Annotated in this window: 15 protein-coding genes; 12 read left to right on the forward strand and 3 right to left on the reverse strand. The window is 60.1% G+C overall.

From position 1 onward, the window contains the following. Nucleotides 1-100: 100 nt before the first annotated feature. On the forward strand, nt 101-1,426 hold the full coding sequence (locus tag Z945_RS0112595) for an ArgE/DapE family deacylase (protein WP_025052466.1): 1,326 nt from the start codon (nt 101-103) through the stop codon (nt 1,424-1,426). Here the strand turns inward: Z945_RS0112595 and Z945_RS0112600 are convergent. Both Z945_RS0112600 and Z945_RS0112605 read right to left on the reverse strand, forming a co-directional pair. Then, nucleotides 1,413-3,737 (reverse strand): penicillin acylase family protein, encoded by a 2,325-nt coding sequence (locus tag Z945_RS0112600; RefSeq protein WP_037971044.1) that lies wholly within the window; start codon nt 3,735-3,737, stop codon nt 1,413-1,415. The genes Z945_RS0112595 and Z945_RS0112600 overlap by 14 nt on opposite strands. 13 nt (nt 3,738-3,750) lie before the next feature. Then, nucleotides 3,751-4,563, reverse strand: a complete 813-nt coding sequence (locus Z945_RS0112605) for an IclR family transcriptional regulator (protein WP_025052468.1) — start codon at nt 4,561-4,563, stop codon at nt 3,751-3,753. 161 nt (nt 4,564-4,724) lie between these two features. Here Z945_RS0112605 and Z945_RS0112610 point away from each other — a divergent pair, with 161 nt between their 5' ends. The 7 genes from Z945_RS0112610 to Z945_RS0112640 all read left to right on the forward strand — a co-directional run bounded on the left by Z945_RS0112610 (nt 4,725) and on the right by Z945_RS0112640 (nt 13,866). Next, nucleotides 4,725-6,254, forward strand: coding sequence for a M81 family metallopeptidase (locus tag Z945_RS0112610; RefSeq protein WP_025052469.1), 1,530 nt, complete (start codon nt 4,725-4,727; stop codon nt 6,252-6,254). 97 nt (nt 6,255-6,351) lie between these two features. Then, nucleotides 6,352-7,971, forward strand: a complete 1,620-nt coding sequence (locus tag Z945_RS0112615; protein ID WP_241434505.1) for an ABC transporter substrate-binding protein — start codon at nt 6,352-6,354, stop codon at nt 7,969-7,971. Between the two features lie 98 nt (nt 7,972-8,069). After that, nucleotides 8,070-9,014, forward strand: coding sequence for an ABC transporter permease (locus tag Z945_RS0112620; protein WP_025052471.1), 945 nt, complete (start codon nt 8,070-8,072; stop codon nt 9,012-9,014). Beyond that, on the forward strand, nt 9,011-9,901 hold the full coding sequence (locus Z945_RS0112625) for an ABC transporter permease (RefSeq protein ID WP_025052472.1): 891 nt from the start codon (nt 9,011-9,013) through the stop codon (nt 9,899-9,901). The genes Z945_RS0112620 and Z945_RS0112625 overlap by 4 nt, the downstream gene beginning before the upstream one ends. Next, nucleotides 9,898-11,532 carry an ABC transporter ATP-binding protein gene (locus Z945_RS0112630; RefSeq protein WP_025052473.1) on the forward strand — a complete coding sequence of 545 codons (1,635 nt, stop codon included), beginning with the start codon at nt 9,898-9,900 and terminating at the stop codon, nt 11,530-11,532. The genes Z945_RS0112625 and Z945_RS0112630 overlap by 4 nt, the downstream gene beginning before the upstream one ends. 24 nt (nt 11,533-11,556) lie before the next feature. Further along, nucleotides 11,557-12,720, forward strand: coding sequence for a M20 aminoacylase family protein (locus Z945_RS0112635; protein WP_025052474.1), 1,164 nt, complete (start codon nt 11,557-11,559; stop codon nt 12,718-12,720). A 12-nt stretch (nt 12,721-12,732) separates the two neighbouring features. Further along, a complete protein-coding gene (locus tag Z945_RS0112640) occupies nt 12,733-13,866 on the forward strand; it encodes a M20/M25/M40 family metallo-hydrolase (protein WP_025052475.1) in 1,134 nt (377 codons plus the stop codon). A gap of 8 nt (nt 13,867-13,874) precedes the next feature. Here the strand turns inward: Z945_RS0112640 and Z945_RS0112645 are convergent, their stop codons facing one another. Further along, complete coding sequence (locus tag Z945_RS0112645) at nt 13,875-14,531, reverse strand: GntR family transcriptional regulator (RefSeq protein ID WP_025052476.1); 657 nt, start codon at nt 14,529-14,531, stop codon at nt 13,875-13,877. A 134-nt stretch (nt 14,532-14,665) separates the two neighbouring features. On the opposite strand from Z945_RS0112645, the gene dctP reads away from it, so the two are divergent. The 4 genes from dctP to Z945_RS0112665 all read left to right on the forward strand — a co-directional run bounded on the left by dctP (nt 14,666) and on the right by Z945_RS0112665 (nt 18,831). Further along, nucleotides 14,666-15,652: a TRAP transporter substrate-binding protein DctP gene (gene dctP / locus Z945_RS0112650; RefSeq protein ID WP_025052477.1), complete on the forward strand. Its 987-nt coding sequence runs from the start codon at nt 14,666-14,668 to the stop codon at nt 15,650-15,652. 66 nt (nt 15,653-15,718) lie between these two features. After that, nucleotides 15,719-16,267 carry a TRAP transporter small permease gene (locus Z945_RS0112655; protein ID WP_025052478.1) on the forward strand — a complete coding sequence of 183 codons (549 nt, stop codon included), beginning with the start codon at nt 15,719-15,721 and terminating at the stop codon, nt 16,265-16,267. A gap of 3 nt (nt 16,268-16,270) precedes the next feature. After that, nucleotides 16,271-17,587, forward strand: coding sequence for a TRAP transporter large permease (locus Z945_RS0112660; protein WP_025052479.1), 1,317 nt, complete (start codon nt 16,271-16,273; stop codon nt 17,585-17,587). Then, complete coding sequence (locus tag Z945_RS0112665; protein ID WP_025052480.1) at nt 17,584-18,831, forward strand: malonyl-CoA decarboxylase; 1,248 nt, start codon at nt 17,584-17,586, stop codon at nt 18,829-18,831. Before Z945_RS0112660 ends, Z945_RS0112665 begins: the two co-directional genes overlap by 4 nt. The last annotated feature ends 5 nt before the right edge of the window (nt 18,832-18,836 follow it).

Below are 18,836 nucleotides of genomic sequence, written 5' to 3' on the forward strand. Positions count from 1 at the left end.
AGCAGTCGAATTTCGCAGGGTCGGACAGAGGAGCAAGGGCCACCCGATTGACGCACGGCCGGGACAGGCGCAGGATGACGCTCCAAGCTGGAGGATTTGAATGGAACCGCTACCCACGACCGATGCCGCGCCGCTCAGCGATGATATGATCGCGCAGATCACCCAAGCCGTTGATGCGGGGTTTGATGCGCAAACCGCTTTTCTGGCCGACTTCGTCCGCATCCCAAGCCTTCGGTTCGAAGAAGGCCCGGCGCAGGATTTCATGGCCGATGCCCTGCGAAAGCGGGGCTACTCGGTCGACGACTGGACGATTCACCTCAGCGATCTGGAACCACTGCCGGGGTTCGGCCCGATCATGGGGGATTTCTCACGGGCGCGATCGGTTGTGGGCACGCACCAGCCGCAGTCGGTGAAAGGGCGTTCGCTGATCCTGCAGGGCCACCTGGATGTGGTGCCTGCCGGCCCGACCGATATGTGGGAGACCCATCCCTTCGATCCGGTGATCCGCGATGGCTGGATGCACGGGCGCGGGGCAGGGGATATGAAATCGGGCACGGTTGCTGCGCTGTTTGCGCTTGATGCCTTGGCAGCGGCTGGATTGGAACCCGCCGCACGGGTGCATTTCCAATCGGTGATCGAGGAGGAAAGCACCGGCCTTGGTGCGCTCTCCACCCTCCAGCGCGGCTATCGCGCCGATGTCGCCGTCCTGCCGGAGCCGTCAGATTTCTACATCAACCGTGCCCAGATCGGTGTGCTGTGGTTCCGGCTGGCGGTGCGCGGGCGGCCCGTACATGTCGCCGTCGCAGGGGATGGATCGAATGCGATCATGGCCAGCATGGATGTCATCAAAGCCTTGCAGGGACTTGAGGCCAAGTGGAACGAACGCGCGGCTGCGGACCCGGTCTATGGCGACGTGCCGCATCCGCTCAACTTCAACGCAGGCAAGATCAAGGGCGGTGATTGGGCCTCAAGCGTGCCGGCGTGGTGCGATGTGGATTGCCGTATGGGCGTTCTGCCAGGTCAGGATCTTGAAGCCGCCAAGGCCGAGATTGCCGCCTGTGTCGCTGATGCTTCACGCGACCATCCGTTTCTGTCCAACAACCCGCCCGAGGTGATCTGGAATGGGTTTCAGGCCGAAGGTTATGTTTTGGGTGAAGACGCGGACCCGGCGCTGGACGTGATGCGCAGCGCGTACCAATCGGTCTTTGGCGCAGAGGAAGCCTTGCAGGAAAGCAAGATGACCGCGCTGACCGACACGCGGTTTTACGGCCTATATTACGGCATCCCCTCGTTCTGCATCGGGCCACGGGCGCAGAACATCCACGGCTTTGACGAACGCGTGGAACTGGAATCGGTGCGCCAGCTGACCAAACTGCTGGCGCTTTTCATTGCGGAATGGTGCGGGGTCAATCCTAGGCAGGGGTAAGCGTGATCACCCGCTGTGTCACCGCATCCACCGCCGCGCGGCTGTAGGCCATTTGCACATACTCGCCGCGCGCCCATAGCGGGGCCAGATCGTCGTAATGGGCATCCCCCGGCAGGCCCGATTGCCCCGGCGCATTGATCCAGACGGAATTGTCCCATTCGCCCACATCGACAACCATGCGCACAGATGCACCCACGCTGACGCGGTAGCTGCTTGCGTCGTAATGAGCCAGCATGACGGAGGTGGTGTCGCCGCCCTTGTCCAGCGGCCCCACGTCAAAACCGTCCGTGACCGATGTCACGGCATGTGCAAACCAGCCCTTATGCAGATCGCCCCAACGCCAAGTGGCCGGATCACTGCCAAAGCGTGTGCAAGCATCGTCCCATGCGGCAGAAAGCGTTTCCAGCAGGAAGGTATCCCGTGCAGCCGGGTCGCTTAGCCCGGCACGCTCTGACAGTGCCGGATGCTCACCCTCCAGCAAACGCGTCACCATCGGGATATCCCCCGGTGCCAAATATTTGCGGAGCTCCGCATCAGGGGCCACACGCTCCAGCAAAGCAGGCCGCAGATGCGAGGACAGCCACATCTCAAACAGCAGCGCGGCCGCAGAACCCGCGTCCGCCCGTCCATCCCAGCCCGCGAACAGATCTCGGATGGCGGGGGGCAGATCTTCCGGCAAAAGCACCAGCAACCGCGGCGCAAAAGGCGAGGCGCTGTCGGTTTGTAACGCACAGCTGCCTGCTACGTCACGAGCATCGCCTGCACCAATCACCTCGGCTATCCGGTCGGCACGGCCATCCTCGTACCATTCAAAGCCCACTGGAATGGCTGCATGGTCCCAGTCCTCCGGCATGTTCATCTCGTTGGCGGAATGCACAAACCCGCGATCCGGATTTTCAATGGCGGGTAAATCGGCGGCAGTCAGGTACCCGTCCCATTCAAAGCGGCCATCCCCTGACACGGGGGCCAGACCGCGCCAGCCATTGCGGCGCGGCACATAGGCCGCCGCCTGCCAGCACAGGTCACCCGCCATATCGGCATAGACAAGGTTCACCGACGGTGCGCCCCATGTGGTCACAGCGGCGCGAAAGTCCTGCATCGTTTCGGTGCGCATTGCTTTGAGCGACGCCATATAGGGGGCCGTGCCGGGATCGGTGAAAACGGTGCGGATTGCCACTGCGAGGTTTTGGTCGGTGTCCTGCCAAACCACCGGACCGTGGCGGGTGAAATGCAAGGCGAGGGTCTGGTCCGGCGCACCCTTAACGGCGAAGACCTCATCGACCTGCATTATGGCTTCGGAACCGTCGCCATAGCGGTAGCGCCCATTGTCGTCCGGCAGCGTGTCGTAGACCAGTACGTCTTCTTGGTCCGCGCAAAAGATCGTCAGGCTGAAGGACGCGGTGCCGTTGTGCCCTGCCATGATGCCTGGGGATGTGGGCTCGCCCGCGCCGATCAGATCCATGCCCGGCGCGCTCAGGTGCACCATATAGCGCAGCGAAGGGGCCGCATGCGCGCGGTGCGGATCGCTGGCCATGATCGCGCGGCCCGTCTCTGTGTGGCTGGCTGCAATCGCCCAGTTGTTCGACCCCTCCATTGAAGGTGCCGCACGGTGCACAGTTTTGGCCGCATCAACCTCGGACCAAAGTGCCGCGTCTTCTAACGGTGCGGCCAGACGCGCTTGAGAAAAACTCACTGGCGCAGTGGCCAGCGCGTAGACGGCCAAAGCATCATCGGGCAGGGGCGCGGGATGCATTGTTTCCCATTCGCTTTCGGGCACCGGTGGTGACAATGTTTCTCGCAGCAGATCGACCTCTGAATCCGCCAAACGGTGCACAATCGACCGCGCCAACTCGGACTCGCCGTTGCGCGACAGACAATGTGTGCGGATGCGCACCACGTCTTCAGCCTGCCACTTTGCAGGCTGCGTCCCAAGCGCCGTGAACTCGGGCGGCAGTGGCAGGTTGCCCGCGCTGACCTGACCAATGGCGGCGTTGATCCCTGCGGCGAAGGCTGTGCAGATGTCCTGGGCATCCGCGCCATAAGCTGCCCATTCCGCCGCCATATCCCCGCGATACAGAAAAAATCGCGCGGCACGGTCCTGCATCAGATAGCCGGGGCCGAAGTCTGCCGCCAAAAGCCCCAGACCGCGCTTGCGCCACAGATCCATTTGCCAAAGACGGTCACGCGCCGCGTTGAACCCTTGCAGGAAAAACGCATCCTGTGTGGTCTCGGCGCGGATATGGGCCATGCCCCAGTGATCAATGGCGATGGTGGCAGGGGCGCTGAGGCCGTTGAGGGCAAAACTGTCCATGTAAATACTTCCTTCAATATTGACTGATGGCGCGGGCGGCTTCCTGGCCCAGGGGGACAACGCGCTGTGCGTAATCCGCATCGGACCATTCTGACAATGATCCGGCGATATGTATGGCGGCAATCGGGTTTCCATGCGTATCCATCACCGGAAAACCGGCTGCAATCTCTCCCGATAGGATCTGGTTACAGGCAATGGCGTAGCCCGCTTGCCGAGCCTTTTGGACCTCTGCCATCAAGGCGGTTGGATCGGTTATGGTTTCAGGCGTAAAGGGGCGTTTGTCTGACCGCGCCAGAATATCCGCCACTTGGGGGTCCGGCAGCTTTGACAGGATCGCCCAACCGCCCGAGCTACAGAAGGTCGGCACCGAATGGCCGACGAGCGTGGTATAGAACATCTGCCGTTTGGTTTGCAGGCGCACGGCGTAAAGCACACGCAGATCATCAAAGAGCGACAGGTCGACCCGTTCGCGCGTGGCCTTGCGCAGCTCTTGCAGCACCGGCGTGGCGCGGCGCACCAGTGGATCAAGCCGCAGCGTATCAAGTGTGTGGTCCAGCAGGCGAATGCCGGGCAGGAAGCCGTGCCCGCCTGCGTCGCGCTGAACATAACCCAAGGTGCGCAACGTGTGCACCATGCGCTGGGCTGCACTCCGGTCGATGCCAGCCGTCTTTGCCACCTCGGATAGCGACATCGGCCCATCTGCGTGGTGAAAACTGGACAAGACCGTCATCGCGCGCTCCACTGATTGCACGAAAAGCGGATCGGCCCGCTGGGCGTCCGACAGATCGCGAAGGCCTGATTCAGCACGTGTCCGGTTTCTGGACATCTTGTCTCCCCTCAACGCACCCATTGACCTGAGGGCAGCTTGGCTTCTACGATTAGAGTACGATGCAAGCATATTGCAATGCAATACACTGCAATCGGAAATGAGACGTCGACCACCGGGTGTTCACACCGGATGCAGTTGATCTCGAGAAGGGGAAATGAATGCCACATCGCGTTGCGGTTGCCGGATTTCTACATGAAACAAACACCTTCGCGCCGACCAAGGCGCAGTTGGCTGACTTTGTTCAGGGCGGCGGCTACATGCCAATTTCACGCGGCGCAGAGGTGTTGTCGCGCGGCAAGGGGATCAACCTTGGCATTGGTGGCGCGGTGATCCACGGCGAATCGGCAGGATGGGAGATGGTGCCGATTCTCTGGGCCGGGGCCATTCCGTCGGCGCATGTTTCCCAAAATGCCTACGAAAGCATCACGGACGAGATCCTGGAGGGCATAAAAGCGGCGTTGCCTCTGGATGGCGTATTCATTGATCTGCATGGCGCGATGGTGGCCGAGCATGAAGACGACGGCGAAGGCGCGCTGCTGATGCGGTTGCGCGATATCGTCGGACCGGACGTGCCGATTGCTGCAGCGCTCGATCTGCATGGCAACATCACCCAAACCATGGTGGATGCAGCGGATGTTCTGGTGGGGTTCCGCACCTATCCGCATGTAGACATGGCCGAGACAGGCCGTCGCGCCGCTGTGCAACTCGACCATCTGATGGCGCGGGGCATACCCTTTGCCAAGGCATTTCGGCGGCTGCCTTTCCTCGTCCCGATTGCGTGGCAAAGCACCCGAGAATTTCCAGCCAAAGACCTCTATGATCTGGTGGCGGCCACAGAAACCGGGGCGGTCTCTTCGACGTCATTTTTCTTTGGCTTCCCGGCTGCCGATTTTCCGGGCTGCGGCCCCACGGTCATCTGCTACGGAGAGACACAGGCAGACACGGATGCGGCCGCCGACAGGATCGAAGCTGCCGTGCTGGCCGCTGAACCGGATCTGGCGGGCAAGACGTTTGACCCGGATGCTGGTGTGGTTGAGGCGATGCGGATCGCGGGCACTGCAACGCGACCGGTTGTGATTGCTGATACACAAGACAATCCGGGAGCCGGTGGCGATTCAAACACCACCGGCATGCTGCGGGCGCTGGTACGCAACAACGCCCAAGCCGCCGCGCTCGGCAACATGGTGGACCCGAAAGCCGCTGAGGCGGCGCACGCCGCAGGGCAGGGCGCAGAGATCGACATCGCGCTGGGCGGGTTTTCCAATATTGCGCTCGACAGCCCGTTCGAGGGGCGCTTCACCGTTGAAACGCTCAGCGACGGCAAGCTGATCGCATCGGGGCCATTCTATGGAGGTGCGCCGCTTGATCTGGGCCCATCGGCCTGTTTGCGCATTGGCGATGTGCGTATCGTCGTGACAAGCAACAAGGCGCAGATGGCAGATCAGGAAATGTACCGCTTTGTCGGAATCGAACCGACGAAACAGAAGATACTGGTGAACAAAAGCTCGGTGCATTTCCGTGCGGATTTCGACCCGATCGCCGAAGTGATCCTGACCTGTACCGCCCCCGGTCCGATGCCTGTCAGCCCGGCCAGCCTGCCATTCCGTAATTTGGCACCCGGTATGCGGATGGAACCGATGGGCCGTGTCTTCGACCCGGAGGAGGTCCGTGAAATTGAATTATCCTGATGCTTGCACAGCTGGCTTTCAGGCCCCCAGATAACAAGACCGCGCCGCAAAAGGGTCACCAAACCCGGCGTTTCGATAACCAACCAAGGGAGTTACTATGAAACATACCACATTCGAGAAAACCAAGGCACGCGGGATGGGCAAAATGCTGCGCACATCCGTGTTAAGCGCCACGGTTGCGAGCCTTGCCCTGATGGCGGGGCCCAGCTTTGCCCAAACGCTCACAGCAGTGAAACACTCGGCGCTGAGGGTGCTCGACCCGATCATGACCACCGCCTACATGAGCCGTAACCACGGCTACATGATCTTTGACACGCTTTATGCATTGGACAGCGATCTGGTGCCCCAGCCACAGATGGTCGACAGCCACACGGTGTCCGATGACGGGCTGACCTATACCTTCACTCTACGTGACGGTCTGGCGTTCCATGATGGTGCACCAGTGACGGGTGAAGACATTGCCGCCTCCATCGCGCGTTGGGGTGAGCGGGACGGCATGGGGCAAGTCCTGATGTCCTTCGTTGAAAGCATGACACAAGGGGCTTCGGCCAACGAGTTCGTCATAAATCTCAAAGAACCGTACGGCCTGGTGATCGACAGCCTTGCGAAACCATCCTCAAACGTGCCGTTCATCATGCCCAAACGGCTTGCCGAAACGCCCTCGACCGAGCCAATCCCCGAGCAGATCGGCTCTGGCCCCTTCACATGGGTGGCAGAGGAATTCCAGCCGGGTGTGAAAGCGGTCTATGCCAAATTCGAGGATTATGTCCCGCGTTCAGAACCCCCAAGCTGGGCTTCCGGTGGTAAGGTCGTTAATGTGGAACGTGTCGAATGGGTGGTGATGCCTGACGACCAAACCGCGCTGAACGCGTTGCAAGCCGGCGAGATCGACTATTGGGAAAGCCCGCCGTCCGATCTGTTGCCCATTCTTGATGCCAATCCCGATGTAACGGTCAAGAACCTGAACGCGCTGGGCATGCAGACCATCATGCGTCCAAACACGCTGAACGCACCGATGGATGATGTCCGCATCCGCCAAGCGGCCATTGCGTCGGTCAAGCAAAAAGACGTGCTTGATGCCTTGGTCGGTAATCCGGAGCTTTACGCGCTCTGTGGGGCGATGTTCGTCTGTAACACGCCGCTTGCATCCGATGTCGGGTCCGAAACCCTGACCGAGGGCAACGGGATGGAAAAGGCCAAGGCGCTGCTTGAGGAAGCTGGCTATGATGGCACGCCCATCGTGATCATGCATCCCACAGACGTGGGCACGCTGCGCACCCAGCCGGTGGTTGTGGCGCAGGCCATGCGCGACGCGGGCTTCACCGTCGATCTGCAAGCGATGGATTGGCAGACGCTGGTCGGCAAACGCGCAAGCCAGGCGGCCATCGCTGACGGCGGCTGGCACATGTTCATGACCAACTGGGTCGGCGCTGATGTGTTCAACCCGCTGGTGAACAACATGGTCAATGGCAAAGGTCCGGAAGGCGGCTGGTTCGGCTGGCCTGATGTGCCAAAGCTTGAAGAGCTGCGGATGTCCTATGCCACGGAGACCGATCTGGAAAAGCAGAAAGAATACGCTGCTGAAATCCAGAAGGTCGCCTATGAAGAGGGCGTCTATGCGCCCATCGGCCAGTATTTCGTGCCGACCGCTTGGTCCAACGAGCTTGAAGGCGTGCTGGACGCACCGGCACCTTTGTTCTGGAACATCTCCAAGTAAGCTGACTGTTCCGGCCCCGCGCATCGTGCGAGGGCCGGAGCTTTTCTCTGTAAATCACGACATGGCGCAAAGGCGCGTCCTTCCGAGGGGTTCGGTACATGTACGGCTACATTCTACAACGCGTCCTCGCCGCGATCCCGGTGATGGGCTTCGTTGCACTCTTTGTTTTTCTCCTTTTGCGTCTGACGCCGGGCGATCCAGCGGCGATCCTGGCGGGCGATACCGCAACGCCCGAGCAATTGGCGGCGATCCGCGACTCGCTGGGTCTGAACGATCCGCTGCTGGTGCAGTTTTTCAGCTGGATCACCGATCTGCTGCGCGGCGACTTCGGCACCTCGATCCTGTCAGGCAAACCCGTGATCGAGCTGATCGCCGACCGGATGGAGCCGACAATTTCATTGGCTCTGACCACGATCATCCTGTCGGTGATCATCGCGGTTCCCTTGGGTGTCATCGCCGCATGGAAGCAAGGCACATTGATCGACCGCTTTGTAATGCTGCTGTCCGTGCTGGGATTTTCGGTCCCGGTCTTTGTGATCGGCTATCTGATGATCTCACTCTTCTCGATGCAGTTGGGCTGGTTCCCGGTGCAAGGCTTCCGCCCGATTGGCGAAGGGCTGGGAGACTTCTTTCATCGCATCGCACTGCCGACCTTCACGCTGACGTTGCTATATATTGCGCTGATCGCGCGGATCACGCGTACCTCGATGCTTGAGATTTTGGGCGATGATTATGTTCGCACGGCGCGGGCCAAGGGATTGCCCGAAAGCCGGGTGCTGATGCGCCATGCGCTGCGCAATTGCTCGGTGCCGATTATCACCGTCATCGGGATTGGCTTTGCACTGATCATCTCGGGCGTTGTGGTCACGGAATCGGTGTTCAACCTGCCCGGACTGGGGCGTTTGACGGTCGATGCGGTGCTAAGCCGCGACTATCCCGTTATTCAGGCCGTCATCCTTCTAGCCTCTCTGATCTATGTCGTCATCAACCTGCTGATCGACATCGCTTATGTGCTTCTTGATCCAAGGATCCGTTATTCATGACCGACCAGATGACCTCCGTCGCGCCCCCTGACCGGATCTCGCCGCTTACGAAAGTCCGCGAGATCGTGACTTCCAGTCCGCTGGTCCTTATCGCCGCGATCATCCTTGTGATCATCGTGCTGTCCGCGCTCTTTGCGCCTTGGGTCGTGCCCCATGATCCCGTGCGCCTGACGCCTTCGGTCCGCCTCAAGCCGCCAAGCGAGGAATTCTGGCTGGGCACCGATGCCTATGGCCGCGATCTGTTTTCCCGCATCATTTACGGGGGTCGCATATCATTGGTGGTAGGCGTCGCGGCGGCAGTCTTTGCTGTGATCTTTGGCCTGCTGCTGGGCCTGCTGGCAGGCTACATTCGCTGGATTGACGCGGTGCTGATGCGGATGGTCGATGGCTTGATGGCCATTCCCAGCATCCTGCTGGCCATCGCGATTGTCTCGCTTTGGGGGGCAAGCCTCTGGACCGTGCTGGTCGCAATCACCATTCCCGAAGTGCCGCGCGTGGTACGGTTGGTCCGCTCGCTGGTGCTCTCCGCGCGCGAGGAACCCTATGTCGAAGCGGCGATTGCTGCGGGGTCGTCCACCGCGCTGATCATGCGCCGTCATCTGGTGCCAAATACCATCGCACCACTGATCATCCAGGGCACATACATCTGTGCCTCTGCCATCCTGACCGAAGCGATCCTGTCGTTCCTCGGCGCAGGCATCAATCCTGAAACACCCAGCTGGGGCAACATCATGGCCGAAGGGCGTATCTATTTCCAAATCAATCCCGGCATCGTGCTGTGGCCCGGTCTCGTGGTCTCGGTTGCGATCCTGTCTATCAACCTGTTGGGGGACGCGGTGCGTGACGCGCTAGATCCGCGCATGGCCAAGCGGGGGATCGAGAGATGAGCGATACACTTCTGGACATTCGCAACCTGCGCATCGCCCTGAATGGCGAGAACGACAAACAGGTGGTTAAAGGCCTGAACCTGTCGATTGAGCCGGGCCAGACCATGTGTCTGGTGGGCGAAAGCGGGTCGGGCAAATCGCTGAGCGCTTTGGCGACGATGGGCCTGTTGCCGCCCGTGCTTACGCCGCTGTCGGGATCGTCGATCAAATTGAAGGGGGAGGAACTGCTCACAGCAAGTCCTAACCGTTTGCGCGAGTTGCGCGCCACATCCATGTCGATGATCTTTCAGGAGCCGATGACGGCCCTTAATCCTGTGGCCCGCGTGGGGCAACAGATCGAGGAAGTGCTCGAGTTCCATTCGGACCTGTCTGCATCTGACCGGCGCAAGCGCGTGATCGAGATGATGGAGCAGGTGCATCTGCCCGACGTCGATAAGATGTACCGCAGCTTTCCGCACCAGCTATCGGGCGGACAGCGCCAGCGCATCATGATCGCAATGGCGCTGGTCATGCGGCCGCAACTGCTGATCGCGGACGAGCCGACCACGGCGCTGGACGTGACCACACAGGCGCAGATCCTAAGCCTCATTCGCGAGCTGCGCGAAGAGCAGGGGGCGGCGGTGCTCTTTATCACGCACGACATGGGGGTCGTGTCAGAGATCGCCGATGATGTGACGGTACTAAAGCTGGGTGAGGTGATGGAGAGCCAACCGGTGGAGACCCTGCTGCGCCGGCCCCAGACCGATTATACACGCGACCTGTTGCAATCGGTGCCAAGCCAGGTGCCGCGCATGGCGCGTGATGGTGTGTCGACCGATGTGGTGCTGGCCACGGATGATCTGTGCAAGACCTATGGCGGCGGCGGCTTGTTCAGCAAGTCCCGCGAGGTGAAGGCCGCACGGGATGTAAGCATCAAGCTGATGAAGGGCCGCACACTTGGCATCGTGGGCGAAAGCGGGTCGGGCAAGTCGACCGTCGCCCGCTGCATCATGCGGCTGATTGATCCCACCTCAGGCGCGATCATGGTCGGCGGCAAGGACATCGCCACGATGAGTCAGAAGGAACTGAAGCCCCAGCGCAAGAACATCCAGATCGTGTTTCAGGATCCCATGCGTTCGCTGAACCCGCGCATCGAGGTGGGGCAATCCATCATCGAGGGACCACTGAACTTTGGTGTGCCCCGATCGCAGGCGATGGACCGCGCGCGCGAATTACTGGAACTGGTGGGCCTGCCTGCCAGCGCGGTGGACCGCTTTCCGCATCAATTCTCTGGCGGCCAACGCCAGCGGATTGCTATTGCACGCGCTCTTGCCATGGACCCCGATGTGCTGGTCGCGGATGAGGCTGTCTCGGCGCTTGATGTTTCGGTACAGGCACAGGTACTGGACTTGCTCGCAGAGCTTCAGGAACGACTTGGCCTTGGCATCCTGTTCATCACCCACGACCTTGGAGTCGCCGCGCAAATCTGCGACGAGGTGCTGGTGATGCAGCATGGGCGTGTCGTAGAATACGGTCCAGCCGGTCAGGTGCTGGGCGCACCGCAACAAGATTATACCAAGGCGCTGATCTCGGCGGCCCCGGGGCGGCATTGGGACTTCGCCAATTTCCGGCCCTTCGCCGAAGCCCCCTGACATATCATTCAAAGGAGACCCGACATGGGCATTCTACCGATCATCGACCAAAGTACTGCCGAGCTGACAGAGATATTCAAAGACCTGCACGCGCATCCTGAAATCGGATTTCAGGAGAAACGTACCTCGGCCATCGTGGCAGACAAGCTGCGCGAATATGGCGTGGACGAAGTGCACGTAGGCATCGGCCAGACCGGCGTTGTCGGCATCATCAAGGGCAATCGCGAGGGCAACCGCACCGTGGGGGTGCGCGCGGATATGGACGCGCTGCCGATCTACGAGGAAACCAATCTCGCGTATGCATCCACCAACCCCGGCGTGATGCATGCCTGTGGCCATGACAGCCACACAACGATGCTGCTGGGGGCGGCGAAACATCTGGCCTCCACCCGTGATTTCGCAGGCACGGCCGTGATGATTTTTCAGCCTGCCGAAGAAGGCTTGGGCGGTGCACGCGATATGCTCAAGGACGGGCTCTTTGACCGCTTTCCCTGTGACGAGATTTACGGGATGCACAATTCACCCAATGGCGAGCCGGGCACCGTGGGCATCTGCAAAGGGGCCGCGATGGCAGGGGCATCGTTTTTCGACATTACCGTGCAGGGCAAGGGCAGCCACGCCGCGATGCCGCACCAGTCCAAAGACCCTTTGGTGATTGCGTCCGCGCTGGTGGGGAGCCTGCAAACCATTCTTTCGCGTAACCTGCCGCCCTTGGACACCTGCGTTCTGTCAGTGACGCAGCTTCATGCCGGAGCAGCCTATAATGTGGTGCCGGACACGGCGACGCTGGCCGGCACGATCCGTTATTTCAAGGACGAGGTCTGCCAGATGGCCGAGACCCGGATGCGCGAGCTTTGCGCCGGGTTCGCCACTGCTTACGGTGTGCAGATCAACATTGACATCCGCAATGTCTTTGATGTTCTGATGAACGACGCCGACCTGTCGGATGCCTATATGGAAGCCGCCGCCGACGTTGTCGGCAAGGAGAACATTTCCGGCAAAGATCAACCGGCAACGGGCTCCGAAGACTTTGCCGACATGCTGAAGGTCATTCCAGGTGCCTATTGCCGCATCGGCCACTCCGGCACGACGGGCCTGCACAACCCCAGCTTCTTTCTCGACCCCGATGTGCTACCGGTGGGCGCGTCTATCATGGCGCGGATCGTTGAACGCCGTTTAACCGCATAAGGAAATAGACCCATGAACCCGCTGCACCTTCCTTTTGATGATGATGAAATGCTGGCAGGGCTGCGCCCTTGGATCGAATGCGAAAGCCCGACCCATGACGCCGCCGCCGTGGACCGGATGATGGACCTCGCGGCCTATGACCTGTCGCAGATCGGTATGGTCGAGCGGATACCCGGGCGCATGGGGTTCGGTGGCTGTGTGCGCGTCAAGATCCCGCATCCGGATCATGGCAAGGTTCCGGGCATCCTGATCGCGGGGCATATGGACACCGTGCATCCCATCGGCACGATTGACGTGCTGCCGTTCAAACGCGAGGGCGACATTTGCTATGGGCCCGGCATCATGGACATGAAGGGGGGCAATTATCTGAGTGTCGAGGCGATCCGCCAGTTGATCCGTGCAGGTCTGCAAACGCCACTGCCGGTGACGGTGCTGTTCACACCTGATGAGGAGGTCGGCACCCCCTCGACCCGCGAGCTGATCGAGGCGGAGGCGGCCAAGAATGCCTACGTTCTGGTGCCCGAACCTGGACATGAAGATGGCGGCGTGACCATCGGACGTTACGCGATTGCGCGGTTCAACCTGCGCACGGTGGGTCAGCCCAGCCATGCAGGCGCACGGCTGTCCGACGGCAAATCCGCCATCGCTGCGATGGCCCGCAAGATCATCGAGATCGAGGATATGACAGGCCCCGACTGCACCTTCAGCGTCGGGGTGATCCACGCGGGGCAATGGGTGAATTGTGTGTCGTCCTTTTGCGATGCCGAGGCGTTGAGCATGGCCAAGAAACAAGAAGACCTTGACGATGGCATTGACCGGATGATGGCGCTGCAAGGCGAGGCTGGGGGTGTAGCGTTTGAGGTCAAACGCGGTGTGACGCGCCCTGTCTGGCAACCCGATCAGCCCGGTACGATGAAGATATTCGAGATCGCCAAAGGACTGGCAAAGGAAATCGGATTCGAGATGAAGGGCCGCAGCCAAGGCGGCGGATCGGACGGCAATTTCACCGGCGCGATGGGTATCCCCACACTCGATTCGCTGGGCGTGCGGGGGCAGGGGCTTCATACGCTTAAGGAGTATATCCAGGTGGACAGCCTGTCAGAGCGGGGGCGCCTTATGGCTGGACTGCTGATGAACCTGACCTGATCGGCGCTTTATTCAGCGGCATTGCGCACGGCGGCCATCAGGTCCTGAAACTTGCCGCCCTGTTGCGCCACATGGGTCCGCAATGCTTCGGCGGCGGCAAGCGGCTCACCAGCGACAAGAGCGGCAACAATTGCCTCGTGTTCGGCCATGGATTGCTTCATCCGTCCCCGTAGCCGCAATTGCTGCCGACGAAAGGGCTTGAGGCGGTCATGTAAACGCGCGGCTTCCTGTTCCAGAAAACGGTTGCCGGAGTGGCGGTAGATAATGCGGTGAAACCCTTCGTTTTCAGTGTAGTAGCGATCAACATCGCCAGCATCTATCGCCGCCTGGCATTCAACATTGGCAACGTGCAAATCATCTAATGCAGCATCGGAAATTCGCGCGGCGGCCAACCTGCCGCAAGAGGCTTCCAGCTCCGCCATCAGCTCGAACATCTCCAACAAATCAGCCGCGCCGGGCTGGCGCACGAAGGCGCCACGGCGGGGAATAAGCTCTATTAACCCGGTCAGCGCCAGGCGTTGCAATGCTTCACGCAGCGGTGTGCGGGATACGCCAAAATGCGCTGCCAAACGCACTTCGTCCAGACGGTCGCCGTCGGCAAAGCTGCCATTAAAGATAAGCTCTTCCAGCTTGGCCGAGATATTATCTGCGCGTCTTTGTACCATGCGACTAGTTTAGCCGGCGCCCTTCGATATTCAAGAATAACATTCTTGTATACAAAGCCCTTGACCCTAGGAACACTCAGCCCCTAGGTTTAAGCGATTCCCCGTCAAGCGGGAAAAAGTTCTGGGAGGAAATAATGAATACACTTTTGAAAAGCGCCGTTGCAGCTTTGGCCTTGGTCGCTGCGGGCAGCATTGCCGGTGCCACCGAGCTGCGTCTGTCGCACCAGTGGTCAAACAACGATATCCGTCACAAGGTCGCGCAGATCGTGGCCGATGGCGTTGCCGAGGCCGATGTTGATCTTGAGATTAAGATTTTCGGCTCCAAGTCGCTGTTCAAGCCCCGCGAGCAGTACAAGCCGCTGAGCCGGGGACAGCTTGATATGACCGTTCTGCCGCTGAGCTATGCGGGCGGACAGCAGCCGGCCTTCAACCTCACCCTGATGCCCGGTTTGGTGAAAAACCACGACCACGCGGCCCGTCTAAACGAGTCTCCCTTCATGGAAGCACTAGAGGCCAAGATGGCCGAAGATGATGTGATGGTGCTGGTACACGGTTATCTGGCTGGCGGTTTCGCGGGCAAAGATAAGTGCATCACCAAGCCAGCGGATGTCGAAGGTCTGCAAACCCGTGCTGCGGGCAAGTCATTCGAGCAGATGCTCGCTGGGGCCGGGGCGTCCATCGCATCGATGGCCTCTTCCGAGATCTACAACGCCATGCAAACCGGCGTTCTGAGTGCGGCCAACACGTCGTCTTCGTCTTTCGTGTCCTACCGGATTTACGAGCAGGTCAGCTGCTATACGCCAGCAGGCGACGTGGCGCTGTGGTTCATGTATCAGCCGCTGTTGATGAACAAGAGCACCTTTGAAGGTCTGACCGAAGACCAGCAGGCAGCCTTGCTTGCCGCATCCGAAAAGGCACAGGCCTACTACCTTGAGGAAGCCAAGAAAGAAGACGCGGCTTCGGCCAAAGTGTTCGCGGATGCTGGTGTCGAGATCGCAGAGATGTCGCAGGCCGACTTCGAGGCATGGCGTGCCTTGGCGCAGGAAACATCCTATGCCAAGTTCGTCGAAGAAGTGCCGGACGGGCAGGAGCTCTTGGACATGGCTCTGTCCGTCGAGTGATCGAGACCGGGGCGGCCTTGGGCTGCCCCGACCCACACATCCAGACACCTTCCATCGGAGAGATTTATGTCAGGTCAACTGAGCACGGGTGCGCTTGCGCGGACGGGCGATAACCTTTTCCTGCGCGGGGTTGCGGCCCTATCGACACTGGCGGGCTGGTGTTCGGCGGGGATGATCGTGGCGGCGGTGGCTATTACCTGCCAGATGATCTTTGTCCGCTTTGTACTGAACGGCTCGACCGTGTGGCAAACCGAAGCGGTGATTTACCTTGTCATCGCGGCCACGCTGATCGGACTGCCCTATGTGCAGCGGTTACGTGGCCATGTGAATGTCGATCTGATTCCCCTCGCGCTGGGGGCAAAAGCGCGGTTTTATATGTTTCTGCTTACCTCGGCCCTGTCTATCGGGATCATCGCGCTGATGCTGTGGTACGGTTATGAATACTGGCACTTTGCCTGGGATCGCGGCTGGCGGTCTGATACGATCTGGGGCGTGCGGCTGTGGATCCCCTATCTGTCACTGCCCGTTGGCTTTGCTCTTTTGCTCCTGCAACTGATTGCCGATCTGGTGGCGGTGCTGCTGGGCTATGACAATCCTTTCGGATTGGAGGACTGAGCGATGGATCCTCTCGTACTCGGTGGCCTTGTCGGCCTTGTGACCATCATGGTCTTGTTCTCTGGCGTGTCGGTGGCAATGGGCCTGCTGATCGTTTCGGCCGGTTTTCTGATCATTTTTGATGGCATGCGCTCGCTGGAATTGATGCCGGAAATCTTGTTCGGCAAGCTCGATAATTTCGCACTACTGTCGATTCCGATGTTCATCATCATGGGATCGTCGATCGCGTCAACGCGGGCAGGGGCGGACCTGTATGAAGCGCTGGAACGCTGGCTGACCCGCGTGCCGGGCGGTTTGGTCATATCCAACCTCGGTGCCTGTGCGCTGTTCGCGGCCATGTCTGGCTCCAGCCCGGCGACATGTGCGGCCATTGGCAAAATGGGCATCCCCGAAATGCGCAAGCGCGGCTATCCGGATGGTGTCGCAGCAGGCTCTATCGCAGCCGGCGGTACATTGGGCATCCTCATCCCGCCCTCGGTCACCATGATCGTCTACGGTATCGCCACCGAGACCTCGATCGGGCGGTTGTTCTTGGCGGGGGTGATCCCCGGCTTGCTGCTGGTAGGATTGTTCATGGCCTGGTCGATGTACGCGACTTGGCGCTCTGGCAACACAGAGCTGTTGTCGTCGGGCAGTTATAGCTGGGCCGAACGGTTTGAAATCCTGCCGCGTGTCCTGCCCTTCCTCGCGATCATTGTCGGTGTGCTTTACGCCATGTACGGCGGCATCGCGACCCCGTCAGAAACGGCGGCGGTGGGTGCGCTTTTGTGTCTGGTCATCGCCATGGTGATCTACAAGCTTTGGAACCCGCGTGATCTGTGGGTCGTGCTGCGCGACAGTACCAAAGAAAGCGTGATGATCCTGTTCATCATCGCCGCAGCGGGCGTGTTTTCCTATATGCTGTCCTCGCTCTACATCACCCAGTCCATCGCCGAATGGATCGGCACGCTGGATGTGAACCGCTGGGTGCTGATGGGCGCGGTGAATGTGTTCCTGATCATCGCGGGATTCTTCTTGCCGCCCGTTGCGGTGATCCTGATGGCGGCACCCATCCTGCTGCCCATCATTCTGACCGCCGGCTTCGATCCGATCTGGTTTGCCGTGGTGCTGACGATCAATATGGAAATCGGGCTGATCTCTCCGCCTGTGGGATTGAACCTCTATGTTATCAACGGCATCGCGCCGGACATATCGCTGCGTACAATCCTGATAGGGTCACTGCCTTTCGTGGGCTGTATGTTGTTGGCCATCGTCCTGCTGTGCATGTTTCCGGGGTTGGCCACATGGCTGCCTGACGCGGTGATGGGGGCGGCATTATGACCTTGCTGGCCGATCTGCTCTCTACCGTATTCGAGCGGCGCTATCGCCAACCTGCCAAGGGGACCAAGGATGAACGCCCCGCAGCCGAGTTGGTACAAGCACTGGTGCGGGCGACCAGCGAAACCTCTGGTCTGGCGCTTGCGGCCGATATTCTGGCTGACTTTGCGACGATGGATGATGACGCCAAACTGGCGTTCTTCCAGGATATCTCGACCGAGTTGAACATTGATCCCGAAGCGGTGCGCAGTACGCTCGATGATTATGAGCGCACGCCATCCAAGGCCAGCTACCGCGCGTTCATGGCCGCAGCAGAGCCGCGCCGGCAGGAGTTGATCCGTCGCCTGAACGCGGTACCGGGTGCCACAGGAGCACTGGTGCGGATGCGGGCCGATCTGCTGCGGCTGGGGCGGGGCATTCCCGCGCTTGAGGCGCTTGATCTGGACTTCCGTCACCTTTTCGCGTCGTGGTTCAACCGGGGTTTTCTGGTGCTGAGGCCGATCAGTTGGGAAAGTCCCGCGCATATTCTGGACAAAATCATCGCCTATGAGGCGGTCCATGCGATTGACAGCTGGGACGACCTGCGCCGCCGACTGCAACCCAAAGACCGGCGCTGCTTTGCCTTTTTTCACCCCTCAATGCCGGATGAACCGCTCATCTTTGTCGAAGTGGCGCTGGTGCAGGGCGTGCCCGGATCCATTCAGGCGCTACTGGCCGAAGATCGGCTGTCAATGCCGGTGGATCAGGTCGATACGGCGGTCTTCTATTCAATCTCCAACTGTCAGGCGGGGCTGGCGAGCATTTCCTTTGGCAACTCGCTGATCAAACAGGTAGCAAATGATCTGGCCGCCGAATTGCCGGGGCTGAAGACCTTTGTCACCCTCTCGCCCATCCCCGGTCTGACCGGCTGGTTGCGCGACAAGGGGCTTGAGTGGGACACCACCGATCCCGACAGCATGCGCAGGTTGGCAGCGCATTATCTGCTGGAAGGAAAGACGTCGAAAGGGGCGCCCTATGATCCGGTTGCACGGTTTCATCTGGGCAATGGCGCGTTGGTCCACAAGGTTCATTCGGATGCCGATACCTCGGACAAGGGACGCAGCCAATCGGGCGGGACGATGGTCAATTATCTTTACGATCTCGAGCAGGTTGCGCAAAACCATGAGACATTCGTAACCAAAGGTCAGATTGTAGCCTCTGCCGAGGTCACCACATTAGCCGAGGCTGCACTGCGGTCAAAGACATAGAAAGA

The organism is Sulfitobacter noctilucae, from assembly GCF_000622365.1.
GTDB lineage: Bacteria > Pseudomonadota > Alphaproteobacteria > Rhodobacterales > Rhodobacteraceae > Sulfitobacter > Sulfitobacter noctilucae.